This is a genomic window from Cloacibacterium caeni, assembly GCF_907163105.1.
GTDB lineage: Bacteria > Bacteroidota > Bacteroidia > Flavobacteriales > Weeksellaceae > Cloacibacterium > Cloacibacterium caeni_A.
The window spans coordinates 2432280-2450732 of the sequence record NZ_OU015321.1 but is presented as its reverse complement, the minus strand read 5'-3'; the positions used below and the strand labels follow the sequence as shown (position 1 = coordinate 2450732).

Sequence of the window (18453 nt, the reverse complement as noted above, 5' to 3'; positions counted from 1 at the left end):
TACTCACATAAAAATTTACCGTAAAAGGTTCCGTAGGAACCGAATATGTGTAGTAATGTTTCGTCATAAAAAAGGCGTTCCGTAGGAACGCTATCTAAAATTGTTTTTTTAATTATACTATTCTCTAAAATTTTGTGAATAGCCTATAATAACAAAAATTCCATAAAAAACAAATCCAATTCCAAGAATAATACTAACAATAGCTCTATAAAAAATACTTTTATTTAATCCATAATTAAAATATTTGGAATGATCATTTTTCAATTCTAGCTCTAATTCTTTTAATCTTCTTTTTGAATATTTAGTATTCTTTATAGAGTACACAATAATACTTAAACCAAAAAATAAACAAAAAATTCACCAAATCAGAGAATTATCTTTCATAAACAAATCAAATGCATTCATAAACTAAACACCCAAATAATCAGAACTTTCTGGTAAATTTACAATTCTCTCGATAGGATAAATAAACATATCATCGAAATCATTCATGGCATTAATCAACTGAAAATGAGAGAATTCCTTAATATTTTGAAGTGTAATTTCGGTTTCTTTTATTTTCTTTTCGTGAAGCAAATTTTGACGCATCACACCGTTTAACAGATAAGTTGTCGGCGTAAACCATTCTTTGCCTTTCAAAAAAAGAATATTGGTATAAGAAGTATCCGTAATGTGATTGTTTTTCACTACAATGATTTCTTCTGTTTTGGCTTTGGTTTTCATGCGTTCAAATTCCTTTCTATCTTCAAATTTGAAAGAATAATCGTAAGAATTATTTTCCACCAACTGAAAATTTTCTATTTCGGGAATCGCATAAGGAATGAGTTGCGTAGTGAATTTTTTATCTAAATCATAAACGATGCGCAGTTTGTACAAACCATCTTCATCATGTTCTAAATTTTTAAAAATTTTGGCCAAATCTATAGAACCTTCTTTGCCAAAATGTGCAAAAGTTTGGTTCACTCGTTTTTGATGTAAGTCTAGCAAAAAGGCTTTTTGGTCTTCTATTTTAATGCTTTCAATGAATCGGGACATAAATTTTATTTTTCATTTCTTGGTATTCATCTGCTAATTTACTCAAATGTGTAATTCCACCGCCACTTCGGAATGTTAAATTTTCTCCATTTTGTTGAATAAACCGAATCATCACACAAGAATCTAAATTCTCCCCATCAAAATAACCACAAACTCCTGTGTAAAACCCTCTTTCATAAGTTTCTGCTTCTAAGATAATTTCTAAGGTTTTGGGTTTTGGAGCGCCCAAAATACTTCCTGCAGGAAGTAAGGTTTTCATCAAACTTCCTATTTTATTTTGAAATTCTGGCTTTACTTTTCCCGAAATTTCAGAACTCATTGCATAGAGATTTTTGTTTCGAGTTTTTAAGAAATCTATCCTCTGGAATTCATCTAATTTCACCCAATCTGCAACCATACTCAAGTCGTTTCTAAGCAAATCTACTACGGTGTAATGTTCTGCTTTTTCTTTCACCGAATTTTTTAGTTCATCTATCGCATTTGGAACAGACGCTTCGATAGTTCCTTTCATAGGATGCGTAAAAATCTCTTGATTTTTAATTTCCACAAAAGTTTCTGGAGAAAAAAAAGTAAAATTCTCTGGAAGTAAAACTTTATACTTTGCATCAGATTGATAGAAAATTTCTTCTAAAGAAAGATTAGTCTCAATAGGAGTTTCGCAAGTGTAATTGATCAAATAAGAATCTCCCAATTTCAAATGATTTTGCACGATTTCAAAACCTTTTTGGTAATCTTCTTTGGATTGAGGAAAAGATTTCCACGAGACTTCTTTCGTTTCATAAGTTGATTTTTGAACATTTTTAAAATTAGGGAAATCCACTAAAATCTCTTGTCTTTCTAAATCTTCTTGACTAAAAATAAGCACATTTTCCATTAAAAAATCAATCACAAAAAAGAAAGGAACTTTCTGCAGAGAAAGCTCGTCCATTTCTAAAAATTTCTGTTCGTTGATTTTTAACATCGCGCAAATTTACAAATTAGAACTTGAGATTTCAGAATTTTTAAAATTTAAACGGTTTCTCGTTTTACGATTTTACGATTGCTCTACTTTACATCAAAAAACATTACTTTTGCAGCATGAATCAAGAAAATTTACCAAAGGCAAAAATTACTTTAGACGAGGTGATTAATCAGTCTTTTAAATATTGGAAAGCTACGCTTTCGTTTCAGTTTGTGGTGACCGTTTTATATTTTGGGATAATTTTTATTTCAGTATTTCAGTTGGTGCAGTATTATTTCGGAGATCAATTACACATTTTCACGCCAGAACTTTTACAAGATCCCATAAAATTTAATTTAAAAATAAGAGAACTTCTCGCTACGGAAAACGGAAGTTATTTCCAGATTGTTATCTCATTATTAAAAGCATCACTTTTTCCTTTATTCATTGGTCTTTTCAGAGTTTATACTTTAATTGATGAAGGCAAAAAACCTAGCATATCAGAAGTTTTAGATGGTTATAAAGGAAGTAATTTCTTTAAAATTTGGGGTTATGCAATTTTCTGGAATGTAATTTTCAGTTTCGGGATGTCATTCTTTTTCATTCCAGGTGTTTTATGGGTGTTTCTTACTGTTTTTGTAGGTCCGTTATTGTATTTCACGCCAATGAGAATGTTAGAAGCCATCAATATCAGCGCAAAAGTAGCTTGGGCAAATTGGAAAATTGTTTTACCATGTGCTATCATCGCATTTTTATTCAGTTATAGCGGATTTATCTTATTTTTCGTAGGATTTTTATTCACATATCCTTTTTGGAATGCTATTATTTATACGCTGTTCAAAAAATTCTTCAGCATTAAATTTGTATAAAATGTAACGAAACTTTGAGAAAAATAACTAATTTTGGTAGAACTCAATTGAAAAAATTATGGAAAATTTTACCGAAGTAAACCAACCTATTACACCCAAAAAGGAAATAGGAAGTATTCTTTCTCATGCATTCGAAAATTTTACGGGAACTTTTTTATATGCATTAGTCTTTGTAGTCATTTACCTTTTAGCGTATTTCATCTTTAATGGTCTGTTGTCTTTCTTGATTCCAGGCGGTGGAGATTATCAAAATGAAGTCATGAGAGTCATGAATGATTTCATAGAAGACAAAAAGTATGACCTTAATGCTATTACAGAATTACAAAACAGTTTAGAAGCGGCCAGAACTACTGCTGTAATGATTTCTGAAGTGATTTCTAAAAGTATTACTTCGGCGTTATTGGCTCCATTAGTAGTAGGAATTATTTACATTTCTTATCAGTTCAGCGCTAAAAAAGAGGTAGAATTTGGTGATTTATTCATTGGTTTTAGACAAAACACCGTACAAATCATTATTTATGGATTCATTACTACAGCGCTTATTCAAGCTGGTTTAGAAATCAATATGCTGATTGGCATTTACCTTTCTTTCGCATTCTTCATAGGATTACCGATTGTATTTTTTGAAAATACCTCAGCAATAGAAGGCATTAGAAAATCATTTTCTCTGGTTCATGCTAATTTTATCACGGTATTAGTATTGTGGCTTTTAGCAGGAATTATTGCTTGTGCAGGATTTTTATTTTGCTTAGTTGGAGTTCTATTTACCTTTCCGTTTTTCTTTACTGCAAGATATTCTATCTATTCGGCGATTTGCGGAGCACCTTACGAAGTAAAATCTTAAAATTTTATAAACAATTTACAGAAAGCAACAGATTTTACTGTTGCTTTTTTTATTAAATTCGCATTAAAACAAAACAAATGCACCCAGACCAAATCAGCAATAACAAAATCCGTCAAGTTTTCATGTTGGCGGTCATTATCATTCTTTCAGCGATAATATTATACAATCTCAGTGATTTTTTGCCTTCCTTATTGGGAGCCATCACGTTATATATTATTTCTAGAAGTTGGAATTTTAAACTCGTCGAAGAAAAAGGCTGGAAACCTTGGGTTGCAGCATTGGTCATTATCTTAATTTGTCTAGTTATTATTGTGATTCCCACGTATTTCACCATTGAAGTTTTAGTGAATAAAATAAGTGATGCAAAAGCTTATACAGAAAGTATTACTCAATTTTTTGAAAAAATAGAAACTTATATTCGTGCCAAAACAGGGTTTGAAATTTTAAGTGGCGGAAATCTAGAAAAAATCACAGGATTTGCTACGCAAGCTTCCACTGCTATTCTGAATACTACAGTGAATATGATTAGTGTAATTGTGGGTATGTTTTTTATCTTGTACTTTATGCTTACCAAAGGAAGATTATTCGAAAGAATTCTTACTTCAATTTCTCCGCTAAAGAAAGCGAATGACCAGAAAATTGGCGAAAAATTCACAAGAATGGTAATTGCCAATGCGGTAGGAATTCCAGTTGTAGCACTTGTTCAGGCATTAGTTTCCTTAATTAGTTATTTTATTTTTGGTGCACCAAGTCCTTTATTATTATTTATCCTTACTTTTATTGGCAGTATGATTCCGATTGTGGGAGCTGCTATTATTTATGTACCTGTTGGTTTATTTATGCTTGCAAGTGGCGACACTTTTGGTGGACTCGGCATTCTAGCTTATGGATTTTTAGTAGTGGGATTGGTAGATAATGTTTTCAGATTTACTTTTTTAAAAAAATTAGAAAACATCCATCCATTAAATACCGTTTTTGGAATTATTTTAGGACTAAAGATTTTCGGCTTTTTTGGTTTAATATTTGGGCCGATTTTAGTTTCTATAACTATTTTGCTGATGCAAATTTATGGAGACGAATTTTCTGAAGAAACAGAAGATTCTCCGAATGACATTGTTCTTCCCGAAAGCGAAACGCCACTTCAACCAAAAATTGACATTGATATTTAAAAAAATGCAAGGAATTAACCCCGAAATACTAAAAGAAATCTGCGAGGCAAAAATGCCTTTCGGAAAACATGCTGGAATCGTTTTAGCAGATTTGCCCATTTCTTATTTAGAATGGTTTCACCGACAAGGAATGCCAAAAGGAAAACTCGGCATGCAACTTTCCACCATTTATGAAATAAAAATTAATGGTTTAATGGATTTACTTACTCCAATTCGTGGCGAAGTGAATTATGAAAAACCGAAGAAAAGGGTTTATAAGTTTTAGGATATGAAATTATTATTTTTTTTAAGCAGTACTTTTTTAAGAAAAGAGATTGCATACCTTTTTATATTTCTTTCTATTGTATTTGGAATTTTATACTTAATTAAATTCATTTATAATTCATTCAGAACCATTAAACATAGTAACAATGTTGATTATCTTCTAAAAAATGGTAAAAAAATTGAAATTGATTTAACAACATCTGTTATAAGCATTACAGAGGATAAAAGAATCACAGAATTTAATGAATCAGCAACTTTTGATAAATTTGTTGAAAATGGTTTTGTTGATATTAAAGAAAAAAGGCAAGAAACGGATTACATTTCTTTTGTTAAATTAGTCTATACAGTTGATGGGGAAAATTATCTACATGAAATAAAATTACCAATGAGTATGAAAAGTGTGGAAATACTTTTCGATTTTCATAAAATAACCACACTAATTTATGATCCTAAAAACCCTGAAAATTGTATTATAGATTTGGGATTTATAGCCTAGCCTTTCAACGCAGCAATCTCATCTCTCAATTTAGCTGCAGTAATAAAATCTAGATTTTTCGCAGCCGCTTCCATCGCTTTTTGTTTTTCGGCGATGAGTTTTTCTACATCTACGCTTCCATAAGTTTCTCGTTCTTCCGCAACTTGACGAATGATTTCTTTCTGCGTGTATTGAGAATCTGGGAAATCTTTACTTCTTCCCACTAAATTTTCAGAAATTTTCTTGTTCAGCGGAGTCGGAACTTTATTGTGTTCTAAATTGTATTGTGTTTGTTTTTCGCGGCGATAATTGGTTTCATCAATCGCTTTTTGCATAGAATTGGTAATTTTATCGGCGTACATAATTGCTTTTCCGTTCACGTTTCTCGCAGCTCTACCAATGGTCTGAACCAAAGAACGACGAGAACGCAACATCCCTTCTTTATCCGCATCCAGAATTGCTACCAGCGAAACTTCTGGTAAATCTAAACCTTCCCTCAAAAGATTTACACCCACCAAAACATCAAATAATCCCGTTCTCAAATCCTGCATAATTTGGATACGCTCTAAAGTTTCTACATCTGAGTGAATATAGCGTGTTCTAATCCCAAATCTGGTAAAATATTTGGTCAATTCTTCTGCCATTTTTTTGGTTAAAGTCGTCACCAAAACACGTTCGTCTTCTTCTACCCTTTTTTGAATTTCTTCAATTAAATCATCTATTTGATTCATGGTAGGTCTTATTTCAATAATTGGGTCAAGAAGTCCAGTTGGTCTTATAATTTGTTCAGTGTAAATTCCGCCAGATTTTCCCAATTCATAATCAGCAGGAGTCGCCGAAACGTAAATCACTTGATTCTGCATTTCTTCAAACTCTGGAAATTTAAGCGGTCTGTTATCCATCGCAGCAGGAAGTCTGAAACCATATTCCACCAAAGCTTCTTTTCTACTTCTATCACCACCATACATTGCATGAACTTGCGGAATGGTTACGTGAGATTCATCAATGACCATCAAATAATCTTTTGGAAAATAATCGAGTAAACAGAAAGGTCTAGAACCAGGCATTCTTCCGTCCATGTAACGAGAATAATTCTCAATTCCAGAGCAATAACCGAGTTCTTTTATCATTTCCAAATCCAATTCGGTGCGTTCTTGTAAACGCTTGGCTTCAATTGGTTTTTCAATAGAATTAAAAAAGTCAACTTGTTTTACCATATCGTCCTGAATCTCTCGAATTGCAGAATTTAAAGTTTCTTTAGAGGTCACAAATAAATTGGCAGGATAAATATTAATTCGGTCAAAACTAGAAGTTACGTTTCCTGAAATGACATCAAAACTTTGAATTTTTTCGATTTCATCTCCGAAAAATTGCACTCTAATTCCGTTATCAGCATAAGCTGGATAAACATCTATTACATCTCCTTTTACTCGAAATGTACCTCTCGCAAATTCGTTTACACTCCTAGAATACAATGCATTTACCAACTTATGAAGAAACGCCGTTCTAGAAATTTTAGAATTAACTTCTAGCTCAATCAAAGATTTATTAAACTCTGTAGGATTTCCGATACCGTAAATACATGAAACTGAAGCAACGATTAAAACGTCTCTTCTTCCAGAAAGTAAACTTGCCGTAGCGGAAAGTCTCAGTTTTTCTACTTCTTCATTGATAGACAAATCTTTTTCAATATAAGTTCCAGACGAAGCAATGTAAGCTTCTGGCTGATAATAATCGTAGTAAGAAACGAAATATTCTACCGCATTATCTGGAAAAAACTCTTTGAATTCCATAAAAAGTTGAGCCGCCAAAGTTTTATTATGCGCTAAAACTAAAGTCGGTTTTTGAACTTTTTCTACCACATTTGCAATGGTAAAAGTCTTACCAGAACCAGTAACACCTAGCAAAGTCTGATATTTCTCTCCGTTTTGTAAACCTTCGGAGAGTTTTTCTATAGCTGTAGGTTGATCACCAGTTGGCGCAAATTCTGAATGGAGTTTGAAATTCATATTTTAGAATAAAGAACAAAGATAAAAGAATAAAGACAAAAAAAAGAGCAGAAATTTCTGCTCTTTAATGATTTAATTAAAATTCATGGTTATTGGCATTTTAAATTGAGATGCGACTGGCTTTCCATTTAGCGTACCTGGCTTCCACTCGACTCCTTTTAAGGTTTTTTCTAGAGCATCTTTAGCTGCTATTTTGAAATTTTCATCATCAAATTGATAATTAGCATTATAACTTTTCCCATCTTCAGAAACAATTATAATAAGAACACCTTTTAATGTTCCTTTAGAATTTTTCATTTTACTCACATCAAAATTTTCAGCTAATTTATTTCTTAATGCTGCAAGTCCTCCAGGAAATTCTGGTTCTGTTTGAGAAGAAATTTCTTTTACAGGAGGTGTAGGTGGAATCATTTCTGTATTTTCTTCCTTAACTTTTTCTACCTTTTGCTTTTTAGGCTTAATGGTATCTTTTTTAATTGAGATCATTTCATTTTTAAATGCGCTTTTTTCAATATTTGAAACTTGAGTTTCTGAAAATTGCGCCTCTCCTTTTTTAACAATTTTTTGAAGAGAATTGTTTACTGTATTTTCAATTTTTGCAGGCACTTTTTCAACAAAAGCAAAAAATAATAATGCAGATATTGGTAAAGTCAAGTAAGACTTCAGTTTGGCTATTTTAGTTAATTTATTGGTCATCATAACGATTCTTTTTTTAGTGTTGTGTAAATTAAATGGATGTGTAAATAATATTTTCTCCGAAATAAGTTCGTCTAGTATAAGTTTTTGGTAACTAATTATATCTTTATTTTGGCTTAAAACCGCTTCATCTGCAAGAAATTCATGATTGGTAACAATTGCTTTTCTATAAAAAAAGAATGCAGGATTGAACCAAAATACGCAAAGCATAATTTCTATAAAAATTACATCAATGCTTTGTTTTTGATTCACATGAGCTTTCTCGTGAAGAATAATTTTATAATCTATTTTCCCTTCTAAAAAATCACTTTTATTAAGAAAAATAGCGTTCCAAAAACTGTAAGGTGTAAATTTATTTTGTTTTAAAATGAATTGATAATGGTCTTGTTTTATTTTTTCTGAAAATTTAATTTCTTTTATTAGTTTAAAAATTCCCCAAGAAAATTTTAGAAACAGAATTGAAAATCCCAAAATGTAAATTGCCCAAAGAAGATTTTCTTTAGTAAAAATGGATGATTCTACCAATTTGGTTTCTGGTAAACTCATGAGTTCAGAATTATTTTGATTAATCCTTTCTACCACTTCAATACTTCCGTAAGGAATTGATAGTAAAGGCACTAACACAGAAAATAAAGCACTACTTAAAAGATAAAACCTTTTAAAACGATGGTTCTTTTCTTTTTCTAAAAAAACAAAATACAGTAAAATGAAAATTGCAGAAAGTGCAATCATTTTATAAATATACGTTTCCATTAGTCTTTCTTTTTCTGAATTTCTGCTTCTATAATTTTCTTTATTTCAATCAGTTCTTTTTCGCTTAATTTAGAATTAGCTGTAAAGAACGACGCAAATTGCGTTACAGAATTATTGAAAAATTTACCAATCATACCTTGCATTTCTTTGGCAAAATAATTTCCTTTTTCTACCAAAGGAAAATACTCTCTAGAGTTGCCAAAAGTTTTATAATCTATCAAATTTTTATTTTGCATCCTTTTGAGCAAAGTTGCAATGGTAGTTGTCGCAGGTTTTGGTTCTGGGAAAGCTTCTATAATATCTTTCATAAAAGCTTTTTCTTTGTCCCAAAGTATTTCCATTAATTCTTTTTCGGCTTCGGTTAGCTTATTCATTTCTACAAAAATAAAATTTACTCTACAAATGTAGAATAATTTTTCAAACACACAAACTTTTCACAAAAAAAATCGCTAAAAATTTTAGCGATTCTGTATAATCAAATTATTTTTTAGTCAAAAGCTCTATCTAAAATTCTGAAAATCTTGAATATAAAGTCCTTTTGCAGCATTTGTAGGATTGAATTTTTGCAGATTTTTATTTTCAAAACTGTTGGTAGAAGTATTACCCATTCTGAATGACTGACCTGTAATGAGCTCTAAAGCCTTTTTCAAAAATGGGTCTCTTACATCGCCAAAAGCAGTTAAATTATTGAAAATAGAATAAGGATTTACTTCATAATTCGGAGCGATAAATTCTGGATTCACCTCTTTGTCTTTGTTGTAATAAGAAAAAGTAATCGGTTGTAGTTGCCAGTTGTGCTTCGTATTTCTGTTCGCATAAGAAGTATAATCTTGAGCTGGAGAATCGTATAAAGTGATAGAACCTACAAATTTCCCTACTGTATCATAACCAATCGTTACCACATTTACATATTTTTTAAGACACTGAACCGTAAGTTCACTTGCTGAAGCAGTTTGGAAATTTACCAATACATAAACTTTATTCAGATTAAGACTATTAATGGTTTGTGTTCCAGATTTTTAGGGTCTGTTATTCACTAAACTGTAAGTATTCATTTGATTGCTCAAATAATCAAAGCCGTCTTCACTATTATGTTTATTATTAAAATCTAAAAAAACATACGGACTTCCGCTATAATTGCCGTTAATCATTCCTGCCAAAGCAACTGCTGTTTCCAGAGAACCACCTCCATTATATCTTAAATCTAAAACCAATTCATTGATTCCATCTGCTTTCATTTGAGCAAAAGCAGCATTCAATTCATCATTATAATCTGCTTTGAAAGCATTAAATACCAAATATCCAATATTTTTAGTTCCGTACACTTTTTTCTCATAATAAGCGATTGGATTTTCGTCTATATCTGCTTGAGTAATCGAAATAGAAGAAGTTTTATCTGTGGTAATAAGTCCTGCACTCGTTAATTGTACCGTTGCAGCCAATGTAATAGTAACTTGATTGTTATACAATAAGTCAGAATTATTAAGCGTCAAAGGAGAACCATTTACTTTGGTAATTACATCACCACGTTTTAAACCAGCTAAAGCTGCAGGAGAATTAGGAACCACCTAATTTACGAGAGCAACTGCGGTAGTATTGGTATTATCTTTAGGATAAATTCCTATATCAAAACCACCACTTTTTTCAACTTCGGCAATTTTAGAAGAATATACCACTTCATTATTGTTTTCAATCCAAGAAAATCTGTCAATCGTACCTCTTTGATAAAGCAAAGAATAAAACAATTTATCTGGGGTTTTTCCATTTAAAAAATTAGCATATGTAGTTTGATTATCATCAAAAGAATCTGCCAAATTAGGAACATTTGGTTGCCAATAATACCAAGAATTCATGGCCTTCCAAACAAAATTATTGATTTCATCAGGCTTATTGGTAGAACCAGAATCATTATTGTCATCTCTAGAACAAGAGATAAATACTAATGTTAAAAATAGTGCGTTAAATAGATATTTTAGTTTCATTTTTTTGAATAGATTTGTAATAAACTTAACGATAAATTTATGAAAATTAGTATAATAAAATCATTTTTAGCTGCAATCTTAGTTTCAATTGCAGTAACTTCTTGTCAATCAAACGTTTTACCAAAGGTAAAAAACGCCACTTATTCTTCTTATTCTAATGCTGACCAAAAAGGATATTGGGTAGAATTTGAACTAAGTCATGATTCTATTGCACCAAAATCTGTAGTGCTCAATAATATTTTACAAGAAATTACTCCAGAAAATAAAACCGATAAAAAATTTAAAGTCAATGTAATAGCTCAATCTACTGCAATTTTCGGGTTCAAACCGAAGTTGGTAGAGAAAGAAAATGGCATTTATTTTGTTACAGATACGGCAGATGTTTTCAGGGCTATAGATTTCAAATTAAAATAAATTTTATCTTTGCCAAAGTTTTTAAATTCAATAAAATTAAAATTATGAAAAAAATTTTTGCAAGTGCAATGATCTTCACAGTAGGTTTAGTTATGGCTCAAACCGATGCATATAAAGGAGTTGGAGATATTAAAGTAAATCTGGGAGCTAATTTACAAGATGGTGGAACAGGAATCATTTCTTCTGTAGATTATGGTATAGGTGAGAGTTTCTCAATTGGTGCACAAGCTGGATATCTTCTTGGTGTAAAAGAAATTGGTGGAGAAATTCCAAAATTCGGAGATAGATTTGATTTAAAAGTAAGATTAAATGCTAACCTTGGAAGTGTTTTGAAACTTCCTTCAAATGTAGATGTATACCCTGGTTTAAACCTTGGACTTAAAAATTTCGGTGGACATCTTGGAGCTAGATATTTCTTCGATAAAGGTTTTGGACTTTATACAGAAATGCAATTCCCAATCGCGAAATACAAAAAATCTGAAATTGCTTTTGATAATTTAAACAATCAATTTGCAGTAAATATTGGTGTGTCTTTTGATATCGACAACTAAAAAAATTCATATAAAAATAAAATGCCGAGAAAATTCTCGGCATTTTTTTATGCTTGTTCTAGCTCTACTGTAAAATGTCTTAAAATCTCTGATTCCCAAGTGATTTTATAACCTTTTGTAATTTCATCTCTTCGGTCAAAAACATTTTTAAGCGCTGCTGCAATATAGCGAATATGATTATCCGTATAAGTTCTTCTTGGCAATGCCAATCTCACCAATTCCAGTTTCGGATAACGATTTTCTCTGGTTTCTGGATCTCTATCTGCCAAAATAGCTCCTATTTCCACCCCTCTAATTCCCGCTTCTTTATAGATTTCTAAAGCCAATGTTTGCGCAGGAAATTCTTCTCTTTTTATATTTGGTAGAAATTTAAGCGCGTCTAAGAAAACAGCGTGACCGCCAATTGGTTTCTGAACAGGAATTCCGTATTCTATCAAGAGATTTCCCAAAAGTTCTACTTGAGAAATTCTGCTTTCCAAATATGGAAATTCAGTGGCTTCGTCTAAACCTTGCGCAAGTGCAGCCATATCTCTTCCTGCCATTCCTCCGTAAGTGATAAAACCTTCATAAATAATGGTGAAATTAGACGCTTTTCTGAAAATTTCTTCGTCATTTAAAGCGATAAAACCACCAATATTTACCAAACCATCTTTTTTAGAACTCATGGTCATCCCAATTCCGTAAGAAAACATTTCTTTACAGATTTCTTTGATGCTCCAATTTTTGTAATTTTCTTCTCTTTGCTTAATGAAATAAGCATTTTCGGCAAATCTCGCAGCGTCAAAAATCACTGGAATTCCGTATTGATCCGAAAGATTTTTAACCGCTTTTATATTTTCCAAAGAAACAGGCTGTCCTCCAGAAGTATTACAAGTAATGGTAATTAAACAAAACGGAATTTGTTCTTTTGGATAAGACTGATAAACTTTTTCTAATTTCTGAATATCTAAATTTCCTTTGAAAGGATGAAGATTTTCTATATCAAAAGCCTCATCAATAGTACAATCTACGGCATGAGCTTTTCTGAATTCTATATGTCCTTTAGTCGTGTCAAAATGAGAATTTCCGGGAATGATGTCATTTTCTTTAATCATCGTAGAAAAAAGCACATTTTCTGCAGCTCTACCTTGATGAACTGGTAAAAGAAACTGAAATCCTGTTAATTTTTCAACTTGTTTTTGGAGTTTTTCGAAAGAGCGAGAACCTGCATAAGATTCATCTCCCATCATAAGTTCTCCCCATTGTTTGTCACTCATTGCTCCCGTTCCTGAATCGGTAAGCAAATCGATAAAAACCTGAGAAGATTTTAAATTAAATAAATTATAATGTGCTTCTTGAAGCCAAATTTCTCTTTGTTCGCGTGTAGATTGCGAAATTTCTTCCACCATTTTTATGCGGAAGGGTTCTGCGTAAGGAAGTTTCATTTTAGATTAAGATTAAGGTTGAGGTTGAGTGAATTACACTACCATTTTTTGACAAAATTTTAAATTTCTAAACCTTTGTCTTTACCTAAATCTCACTCTGGTGCTTTGAAAACGTTTTTATCACTGTGGAAACCTGCAACTCCGCCAGAAACTGCAAATTTCATAGCTTCGGCAGCGTTCATTCCCACTACAGGTTTTATATTTTTTTCTTCGGTGACAATTACCCAGCCAGAAATAGCATAAGAATGAGGCAAATACACCGCCACGAAATTATGTTTTTCTACTTCGCCCATTTCTTTTTGAGTGAGAAATCCAATTCTCCAGATTTCTGGATTTTCATTGGTTTTTACCCAAACTGGCGTGTTAAATTTTTTCTTATCTCCTACAAATGAGGACATTACATCTTTAGTCGGCGTGTAAATATGTTTTACTCCTGGTGTTTTTTCTAAAAAATGGTCTAAACTTTCGAAAACGACTTTCCCAAAAACAAATTTGTTAAAGAAATAGCCTACTCCAGAAATAAATAGAATCAAAGACAAAAATCCAACTCCAGTTCTATTGAGAAAAGGGAAGAATTTTTCAAACGGAATGATATTATCAATGGTGTCAAAAACCAAAAAAATGAGATACAAAGTCGCCGCAATAGGACCAATGATAATCAGCCCTTTCAAGAAAGATTTCACGAAAAGATTTAAGTAGTCTTCGGGTTTTGGCTTTTTAATTCTCACTTTCTTAAAAATATCGCAGTAAAGATAATAATTTCATAAACTTTCTGATAAAAAATGTAAACTAAATTTTAATGTTTCATTCTACTTTCACCACACCAAAATATTAACAACTATTAAATCACAAAACCTATGAAAAATTTACAGAAAATGAGTGCAAGTTTATTTGCATTTTTGGTAAGCTTTTTAGCATTTGCACAGGAAAAAGCAGTAGAAGTAACCACTTCTACCACTACCACCACAGAAGAATGGTACACCAATCCACTTTATTGGGTTATAGGAGCAGTAGCTCTTATTGCAATTATCGCGATTGTATCAAGAAGTGGCAACAAAGATTAATCCCCTTTAATTTTACCAAAAAAGCTCATCAATTTTTGATGAGCTTTTTTATTTTTAACCATGAATGGTTTCTTTATTTCCGTAAGATTTTATGATTTCTCCTTCATATTCTAACCATTCTTCCCAGCGTTTGTTTACTTTTTCTGGGTCGCCTAATTGTCTTGCGAAACCGATGAAAGTAGTATAATGATTGGCTTCAGAAATCATGAGTTCTTTGTAGAATTCTTTCAGCTCTTCGTCTTTTATGTTTTCTGTCAAAACTTTAAAACGCTCACAACTTCTCGCTTCAATCATTGCTGCAAAAAGCATTTTGTCTATAATTAAATCTTCTCTACTTCCTTGAATAATGAATTTAAAAAGTTGATTTACATAATCGTCTTTTCTGGTTCTTCCTAAAACATAACCTCTTTTTTTGATGATTTCGTGCACTTGATTGAAATGGTCCATTTCTTCTTGTGCAATTGCCAAAAGTTCGGTCACAATTTCTGTATGTTCAGGAATCATGGTGATTAAACCAATCGCATTAGTGGCGGCTTTTTGTTCGCACCAAGCGTGATCTGTAAGGATTTCTTCTAAATTTCCTTCTGCTATATTTGCCCAACGTGGATCTGTAGGTAATTTTAATTTGAACATTTTATTTCTAATTTTTTGCAAATTTACATTAATTCTCGGCAGTTTTCTTTCTCAGAAATTCTAAAATTTTCCAGCCGTAATTGTCTACTTTTTTCAAAACTTCTGCGAAAAGAATAGCTAAAATCACATTCAAAACATATACAATCACCATCAAAACCCAAATATTTATGCTGTCTTTGAGTGGCGGAATTAAAAAATACACTACTGAAGAACTCATTCCTTGCGCAAAATAATAGAAAATGGCGTTTTTACCAATGTAGTTAATGAAATTGTCTTTGGTGATTTTTAATCGGTTATACAATACAAAAATGGTCACCAAAGAAAGTAAACTCCAAACGATGTAAGGAATTTTTGGCGGAAATTTTTGCTTATTAAATTTATAGAAAACTTCGTTCCCGAAATACCAGAAAACCAAAACCAAACTCAGTGCAACTAAACCATATAACACTGGAACAAAAACATTTTTAATTCTTTTCCCTTTCAATTGAGTGGCAATTAAGAAAATGGCAAGATAAAAAGCAACGTAACCAACTTGTCCGCTCGGATAATATGGTGCAAAGTTTTTCATTACATCATTATCAATATTGAAATAAATCGTGAGCGCTAAACAAACTCCTATTAACCATTTGATATGTTTTGGGAAAAATTTCAAGGCTAAAACTCCAAAAACAGTTACGATGTAATAGACTTTAAGATACCAAAAACTTCCCATCACTACAGGAAAACTATCACAATTGCTATAGCTGTGAAGCCACCAATTGCCGAGCATATCCCAATTAAATGCTGAATCTAGATTAGGTACACCATATTTAGTCCCGAAAACGGTGTAATAAGATTGCATGCCTTCTGCTCCAAAAATATTGAAGATTCCGAGTTTCATAAATCCATCCAAGAAAAATAAGAACGTCACGAAAATCATATAGGTGACCTGAAGTTTCAGCAATCTGTACAAAGTTTTTTCTACATTATTCCCAGAAGTTAAGCCACTTAACGCAAAAAATACAGGAACATCTATGAGTAAACTCAACGTTCTCACTTCCGAAGGAAGATAAAGTTGACCGCTCCAAAAAGCAGTATGAATAAAAATAATAGAAAGAGTAGCCAAGCCTTTGGCAAAATCAATGTAGAGGTCTCGTTTCATAAAGTTTATTAAGTAATTTCAAATTTACAATTTATCAGTGTAAATAAAAAATTTTAGCATTATTGTGGATAACTCAAAAATATTTCTTACTTTTGCACCCTGAATTAACTAAAAAAATTATAAACAATGTTAGCAATCGTAGAGATAGCAGGGCTTCAATACAAAGTTGAGCAAAACCAAAAGTTGTTTGTAAACCGTTTAAAAGGAGAAAAAGGAGACAAAGTTTCTTTTGACAAAGTTCTTCTTACTATTGACGGAGCAATCACTGTAGGTGCCCCAGCTGTAGAGGGTGTTTCTGTTCAAGCAGAAATCCTAGACCATGTACAAGCAGATAAAGTAATCGTTTTCAAAAAGAAAAGAAGAAAAGGTTACAAAGTGAAAAATGGTCACAGACAACAATTAACTCAAATTCAAATTGTATCAATTGGTGGTGCAGATGCTCCAAAAGCTAAAAAAGCTACCAAAAAAGAAACAACTGAAGAAGTAGTAGCAGAAGAAAAAACAGCTAAAAAACCAGCTGCTAAAAAAACTGCAAAAAAAGACACTGAAGATTAATTTTAAAAACCAAAAAACCTTAAAATAAAATGGCACACAAGAAAGGAGTTGGTAGTTCCAAAAACGGTAGAGAATCTCACTCTAAAAGATTAGGTGTGAAGATTTTCGGTGGACAAAGCGCTATTGCTGGTAATATTATTGTAAGACAAAGAGGTACACAACACCACCCAGGTGAAAACGTGGGAATGGGTAAAGACCACACTTTGCATGCATTAGTAGACGGTAAAGTAGTTTTTACTAAGAAAGCAAACAACAGATCTTTTGTATCTGTAGAACCAAACGCATAATTTAAGCGTTATAAAAATTTAGAAACCTCAGCTTTTCGCTGAGGTTTTTTATGTTATTATTCATCAAAAAAAATTCTTTGTCTTTGCATTGAAAATCTGTAACTTCGCTTCCCTTTTTATAGCAAGTTTATTTATGAAAAAAATATTATCCGTTTTTACCTTAATTGTATTTTTATCAACCAATGCCCAAATCAAAATTTTATTTGATGCAACAAAAGCCGAAATGGCAGGAAATGCAGATTGGGTAATAGATGCAGACGAATTTAACCTTAGAACAAACTCTAATAGTACCGTTACTATTGGCGGAAGAGAATCAAACCCTCAGAGATTTCCTACTCCAGACCAATCAAATATTACCAGCACTACTCCAGAAAATTTTTGGACAGGTGGAATTAGTGGTTGGGCAATTGATTTAGTAAAACATGGTTATTTTGTAGAAACACTTCCTTATGATGGTAGAATAACTTACAATGACTCTACCAATCCACAAGACTTATCTAATTATAAAGTATTTATTATTTGTGAACCTAATTCTCCTTTTTCTTCTACAGAAAAATCAGCACTTATCAATTTTGTTTCTAATGGAGGAGGTCTTTTTATGGTAGCCAATCACTCAGGAGCTGATCGAAATGCTGACAATTGGGACGCACCACAAATTTATAACGACTTTTTTAACAATAATTCCATCAAAACCAATCCTTTCGGAATAAATTTCAATTACGAAAACATTACGTCTAAAACTGCAAATGTTATTAATGATTCTAACAATGTAATTTTAAACGGACCTTATGGAAAGGTTTCTCAGGTAGATTATTACAATGGAACAACCATGGTACTTGATAAAAGCGCCAATCCAAACACTAAAGGACTGGTTTATGAATCAAATGCTGATAACACTTCAAGCAATAATGTTAGATTTGCGACTTCCATTTATGGCATTGGAAAAGTTTGTGCTGTAGGAGATAGCTCTGTACCAGATGATGGAACCGGTGATCCTGGAGACACTTTATATGACGGTTATTTCTTTAATGCAGTTGGTAATCACAGAATCCTACTGCTCAATGCTGTTATCTGGCTCGCTACTTCTTCAGGATTAGCCACAGATGACATTATGAAACCAGAACTTTCGGTAAATATTTACCCTAATCCAAGTAGCGATTATGTTTATGTACAGAGCAAAACCTTAGAAAAATATCACTTAACCTTAATGGATTCTTCTGGAAAAGTTTTACAAAGTATTCCTAACACAGACAGGATTAGCATAACCTCTTATCCTAAAGGAATTTACTACTTGGTCATCAAAAACGATAAAGGTTTTAAGAACTTTAAAGTCGAAAAAAAATAATTC

The 18453-nt window shown here is 32.0% G+C and carries 21 protein-coding genes and 1 pseudogene; 11 read left to right on the top strand and 11 right to left on the bottom strand.

All coding sequences use genetic code 11. The features are described 5' to 3' along the window. Window positions 1-408: 408 nt before the first annotated feature. Window positions 409-1035 carry an aminotransferase class IV gene (locus KKQ76_RS11430; protein WP_213197245.1) on the bottom strand — a complete coding sequence of 209 codons (627 nt, stop codon included), beginning with the start codon at window positions 1033-1035 and terminating at the stop codon, window positions 409-411. Continuing rightward, the gene (locus KKQ76_RS11425) at window positions 1019-1996 is read right to left on the bottom strand and encodes an aminodeoxychorismate synthase component I (RefSeq protein WP_213197244.1); all 978 of its coding nucleotides are present in this window, start codon (window positions 1994-1996) and stop codon (window positions 1019-1021) included. Before KKQ76_RS11425 ends, KKQ76_RS11430 begins: the two co-directional genes overlap by 17 nt. Before the next feature lie 116 nt (window positions 1997-2112). Between KKQ76_RS11425 and KKQ76_RS11420 the strand changes: the two genes are divergently transcribed. The 5 genes from KKQ76_RS11420 to KKQ76_RS11400 all read left to right on the top strand — a co-directional run bounded on the left by KKQ76_RS11420 (window position 2113) and on the right by KKQ76_RS11400 (window position 5617). Then, window positions 2113-2844, top strand: a complete 732-nt coding sequence (locus tag KKQ76_RS11420; protein WP_213197243.1) for a hypothetical protein — start codon at window positions 2113-2115, stop codon at window positions 2842-2844. 58 nt (window positions 2845-2902) lie between these two features. Next, on the top strand, window positions 2903-3688 hold the full coding sequence (locus tag KKQ76_RS11415; RefSeq protein WP_213197242.1) for a DUF2189 domain-containing protein: 786 nt from the start codon (window positions 2903-2905) through the stop codon (window positions 3686-3688). A 77-nt stretch (window positions 3689-3765) separates the two neighbouring features. Further along, entirely contained in the window at window positions 3766-4857 is a 1092-nt protein-coding gene (locus KKQ76_RS11410; protein WP_213197241.1) for an AI-2E family transporter, read from the top strand. 13 nt (window positions 4858-4870) lie between these two features. Then, complete coding sequence (locus KKQ76_RS11405) at window positions 4871-5122, top strand: DUF3820 family protein (RefSeq protein ID WP_213197530.1); 252 nt, start codon at window positions 4871-4873, stop codon at window positions 5120-5122. A 3-nt stretch (window positions 5123-5125) separates the two neighbouring features. Continuing rightward, complete coding sequence (locus KKQ76_RS11400; protein ID WP_213197240.1) at window positions 5126-5617, top strand: hypothetical protein; 492 nt, start codon at window positions 5126-5128, stop codon at window positions 5615-5617. On the opposite strand, the gene uvrB is transcribed toward KKQ76_RS11400, so the two are convergent. The 5 genes and pseudogenes from uvrB to KKQ76_RS11370 all read right to left on the bottom strand — a co-directional run bounded on the left by uvrB (window position 5614) and on the right by KKQ76_RS11370 (window position 11036). Further along, the gene (gene uvrB, locus KKQ76_RS11395) at window positions 5614-7605 is read right to left on the bottom strand and encodes an excinuclease ABC subunit UvrB (RefSeq protein WP_213197239.1); all 1992 of its coding nucleotides are present in this window, start codon (window positions 7603-7605) and stop codon (window positions 5614-5616) included. The genes KKQ76_RS11400 and uvrB overlap by 4 nt on opposite strands. A gap of 72 nt (window positions 7606-7677) precedes the next feature. Continuing rightward, window positions 7678-9054, bottom strand: coding sequence for a M56 family metallopeptidase (locus KKQ76_RS11390; protein WP_213197238.1), 1377 nt, complete (start codon window positions 9052-9054; stop codon window positions 7678-7680). Further along, complete coding sequence (locus KKQ76_RS11385) at window positions 9054-9428, bottom strand: BlaI/MecI/CopY family transcriptional regulator (RefSeq protein WP_104792923.1); 375 nt, start codon at window positions 9426-9428, stop codon at window positions 9054-9056. The genes KKQ76_RS11390 and KKQ76_RS11385 overlap by 1 nt, the downstream gene beginning before the upstream one ends. A gap of 126 nt (window positions 9429-9554) precedes the next feature. Beyond that, window positions 9555-10622, bottom strand: a pseudogene (locus KKQ76_RS12760) (S41 family peptidase). After that, a complete protein-coding gene (locus KKQ76_RS11370) occupies window positions 10623-11036 on the bottom strand; it encodes a hypothetical protein (RefSeq protein ID WP_213197235.1) in 414 nt (137 codons plus the stop codon). Window positions 11037-11075: 39 nt separating this feature from the next. Between KKQ76_RS11370 and KKQ76_RS11365 the strand changes: the two genes are divergently transcribed. Beyond that, entirely contained in the window at window positions 11076-11450 is a 375-nt protein-coding gene (locus KKQ76_RS11365; RefSeq protein ID WP_213197234.1) for a hypothetical protein, read from the top strand. A gap of 44 nt (window positions 11451-11494) precedes the next feature. Beyond that, window positions 11495-12001: a DUF6646 family protein gene (locus tag KKQ76_RS11360; RefSeq protein WP_213197233.1), complete on the top strand. Its 507-nt coding sequence runs from the start codon at window positions 11495-11497 to the stop codon at window positions 11999-12001. A gap of 47 nt (window positions 12002-12048) precedes the next feature. Here the strand turns inward: KKQ76_RS11360 and KKQ76_RS11355 are convergent, their stop codons facing one another. Together KKQ76_RS11355 and KKQ76_RS11350 are read right to left on the bottom strand one after the other, a co-directional pair. After that, window positions 12049-13425: a tryptophanase gene (locus KKQ76_RS11355; RefSeq protein ID WP_213197232.1), complete on the bottom strand. Its 1377-nt coding sequence runs from the start codon at window positions 13423-13425 to the stop codon at window positions 12049-12051. A 92-nt stretch (window positions 13426-13517) separates the two neighbouring features. Further along, complete coding sequence (locus tag KKQ76_RS11350; RefSeq protein WP_104793209.1) at window positions 13518-14147, bottom strand: DUF502 domain-containing protein; 630 nt, start codon at window positions 14145-14147, stop codon at window positions 13518-13520. Window positions 14148-14282: 135 nt separating this feature from the next. Between KKQ76_RS11350 and KKQ76_RS11345 the strand changes: the two genes are divergently transcribed. Further along, on the top strand, window positions 14283-14489 hold the full coding sequence (locus KKQ76_RS11345) for a hypothetical protein (protein ID WP_124878758.1): 207 nt from the start codon (window positions 14283-14285) through the stop codon (window positions 14487-14489). Between the two features lie 54 nt (window positions 14490-14543). Here the strand turns inward: KKQ76_RS11345 and miaE are convergent, their stop codons facing one another. Together miaE and KKQ76_RS11335 are read right to left on the bottom strand one after the other, a co-directional pair. Continuing rightward, complete coding sequence (miaE, locus tag KKQ76_RS11340) at window positions 14544-15122, bottom strand: tRNA-(ms[2]io[6]A)-hydroxylase (protein ID WP_213197231.1); 579 nt, start codon at window positions 15120-15122, stop codon at window positions 14544-14546. 28 nt (window positions 15123-15150) lie between these two features. Next, complete coding sequence (locus KKQ76_RS11335) at window positions 15151-16263, bottom strand: acyltransferase family protein (RefSeq protein ID WP_213197230.1); 1113 nt, start codon at window positions 16261-16263, stop codon at window positions 15151-15153. Window positions 16264-16389: 126 nt separating this feature from the next. Here KKQ76_RS11335 and rplU point away from each other — a divergent pair, with 126 nt between their 5' ends. The 3 genes from rplU to KKQ76_RS11320 all read left to right on the top strand — a co-directional run bounded on the left by rplU (window position 16390) and on the right by KKQ76_RS11320 (window position 18450). Continuing rightward, window positions 16390-16818 (top strand): 50S ribosomal protein L21, encoded by a 429-nt coding sequence (gene rplU / locus KKQ76_RS11330; protein ID WP_213197229.1) that lies wholly within the window; start codon window positions 16390-16392, stop codon window positions 16816-16818. A gap of 29 nt (window positions 16819-16847) precedes the next feature. Beyond that, window positions 16848-17105 carry a 50S ribosomal protein L27 gene (gene rpmA, locus KKQ76_RS11325; RefSeq protein ID WP_069800488.1) on the top strand — a complete coding sequence of 86 codons (258 nt, stop codon included), beginning with the start codon at window positions 16848-16850 and terminating at the stop codon, window positions 17103-17105. 133 nt (window positions 17106-17238) lie between these two features. After that, window positions 17239-18450 (top strand): T9SS type A sorting domain-containing protein, encoded by a 1212-nt coding sequence (locus KKQ76_RS11320; protein WP_213197228.1) that lies wholly within the window; start codon window positions 17239-17241, stop codon window positions 18448-18450. The last annotated feature ends 3 nt before the right edge of the window (window positions 18451-18453 follow it).

Bases quoted from the DNA above. Each gene is read 5' to 3' on its own strand.
- KKQ76_RS11430 (WP_213197245.1), bottom strand. From the start codon at position 1,035: ATGTCCCGATTCATTGAAAGCATTAAAATAGAAGACCAAAAAGCCTTT.
- KKQ76_RS11425 (WP_213197244.1), bottom strand. From the start codon at position 1,996: ATGTTAAAAATCAACGAACAGAAATTTTTAGAAATGGACGAGCTTTCT.
- KKQ76_RS11420 (WP_213197243.1), top strand. From the start codon at position 2,113: ATGAATCAAGAAAATTTACCAAAGGCAAAAATTACTTTAGACGAGGTG.
- KKQ76_RS11415 (WP_213197242.1), top strand. From the start codon at position 2,903: ATGGAAAATTTTACCGAAGTAAACCAACCTATTACACCCAAAAAGGAA.
- KKQ76_RS11410 (WP_213197241.1), top strand. From the start codon at position 3,766: ATGCACCCAGACCAAATCAGCAATAACAAAATCCGTCAAGTTTTCATG.
- KKQ76_RS11400 (WP_213197240.1), top strand. From the start codon at position 5,126: ATGAAATTATTATTTTTTTTAAGCAGTACTTTTTTAAGAAAAGAGATT.
- uvrB (WP_213197239.1), bottom strand. From the start codon at position 7,605: ATGAATTTCAAACTCCATTCAGAATTTGCGCCAACTGGTGATCAACCT.
- KKQ76_RS11390 (WP_213197238.1), bottom strand. From the start codon at position 9,054: ATGGAAACGTATATTTATAAAATGATTGCACTTTCTGCAATTTTCATT.
- KKQ76_RS11385 (WP_104792923.1), bottom strand. From the start codon at position 9,428: ATGAATAAGCTAACCGAAGCCGAAAAAGAATTAATGGAAATACTTTGG.
- KKQ76_RS11370 (WP_213197235.1), bottom strand. From the start codon at position 11,036: ATGAAACTAAAATATCTATTTAACGCACTATTTTTAACATTAGTATTT.
- KKQ76_RS11365 (WP_213197234.1), top strand. From the start codon at position 11,076: ATGAAAATTAGTATAATAAAATCATTTTTAGCTGCAATCTTAGTTTCA.
- KKQ76_RS11360 (WP_213197233.1), top strand. From the start codon at position 11,495: ATGAAAAAAATTTTTGCAAGTGCAATGATCTTCACAGTAGGTTTAGTT.
- KKQ76_RS11355 (WP_213197232.1), bottom strand. From the start codon at position 13,425: ATGAAACTTCCTTACGCAGAACCCTTCCGCATAAAAATGGTGGAAGAA.
- KKQ76_RS11345 (WP_124878758.1), top strand. From the start codon at position 14,283: ATGAAAAATTTACAGAAAATGAGTGCAAGTTTATTTGCATTTTTGGTA.
- miaE (WP_213197231.1), bottom strand. From the start codon at position 15,122: ATGTTCAAATTAAAATTACCTACAGATCCACGTTGGGCAAATATAGCA.
- KKQ76_RS11335 (WP_213197230.1), bottom strand. From the start codon at position 16,263: ATGAAACGAGACCTCTACATTGATTTTGCCAAAGGCTTGGCTACTCTT.
- rplU (WP_213197229.1), top strand. From the start codon at position 16,390: ATGTTAGCAATCGTAGAGATAGCAGGGCTTCAATACAAAGTTGAGCAA.
- rpmA (WP_069800488.1), top strand. From the start codon at position 16,848: ATGGCACACAAGAAAGGAGTTGGTAGTTCCAAAAACGGTAGAGAATCT.
- KKQ76_RS11320 (WP_213197228.1), top strand. From the start codon at position 17,239: ATGAAAAAAATATTATCCGTTTTTACCTTAATTGTATTTTTATCAACC.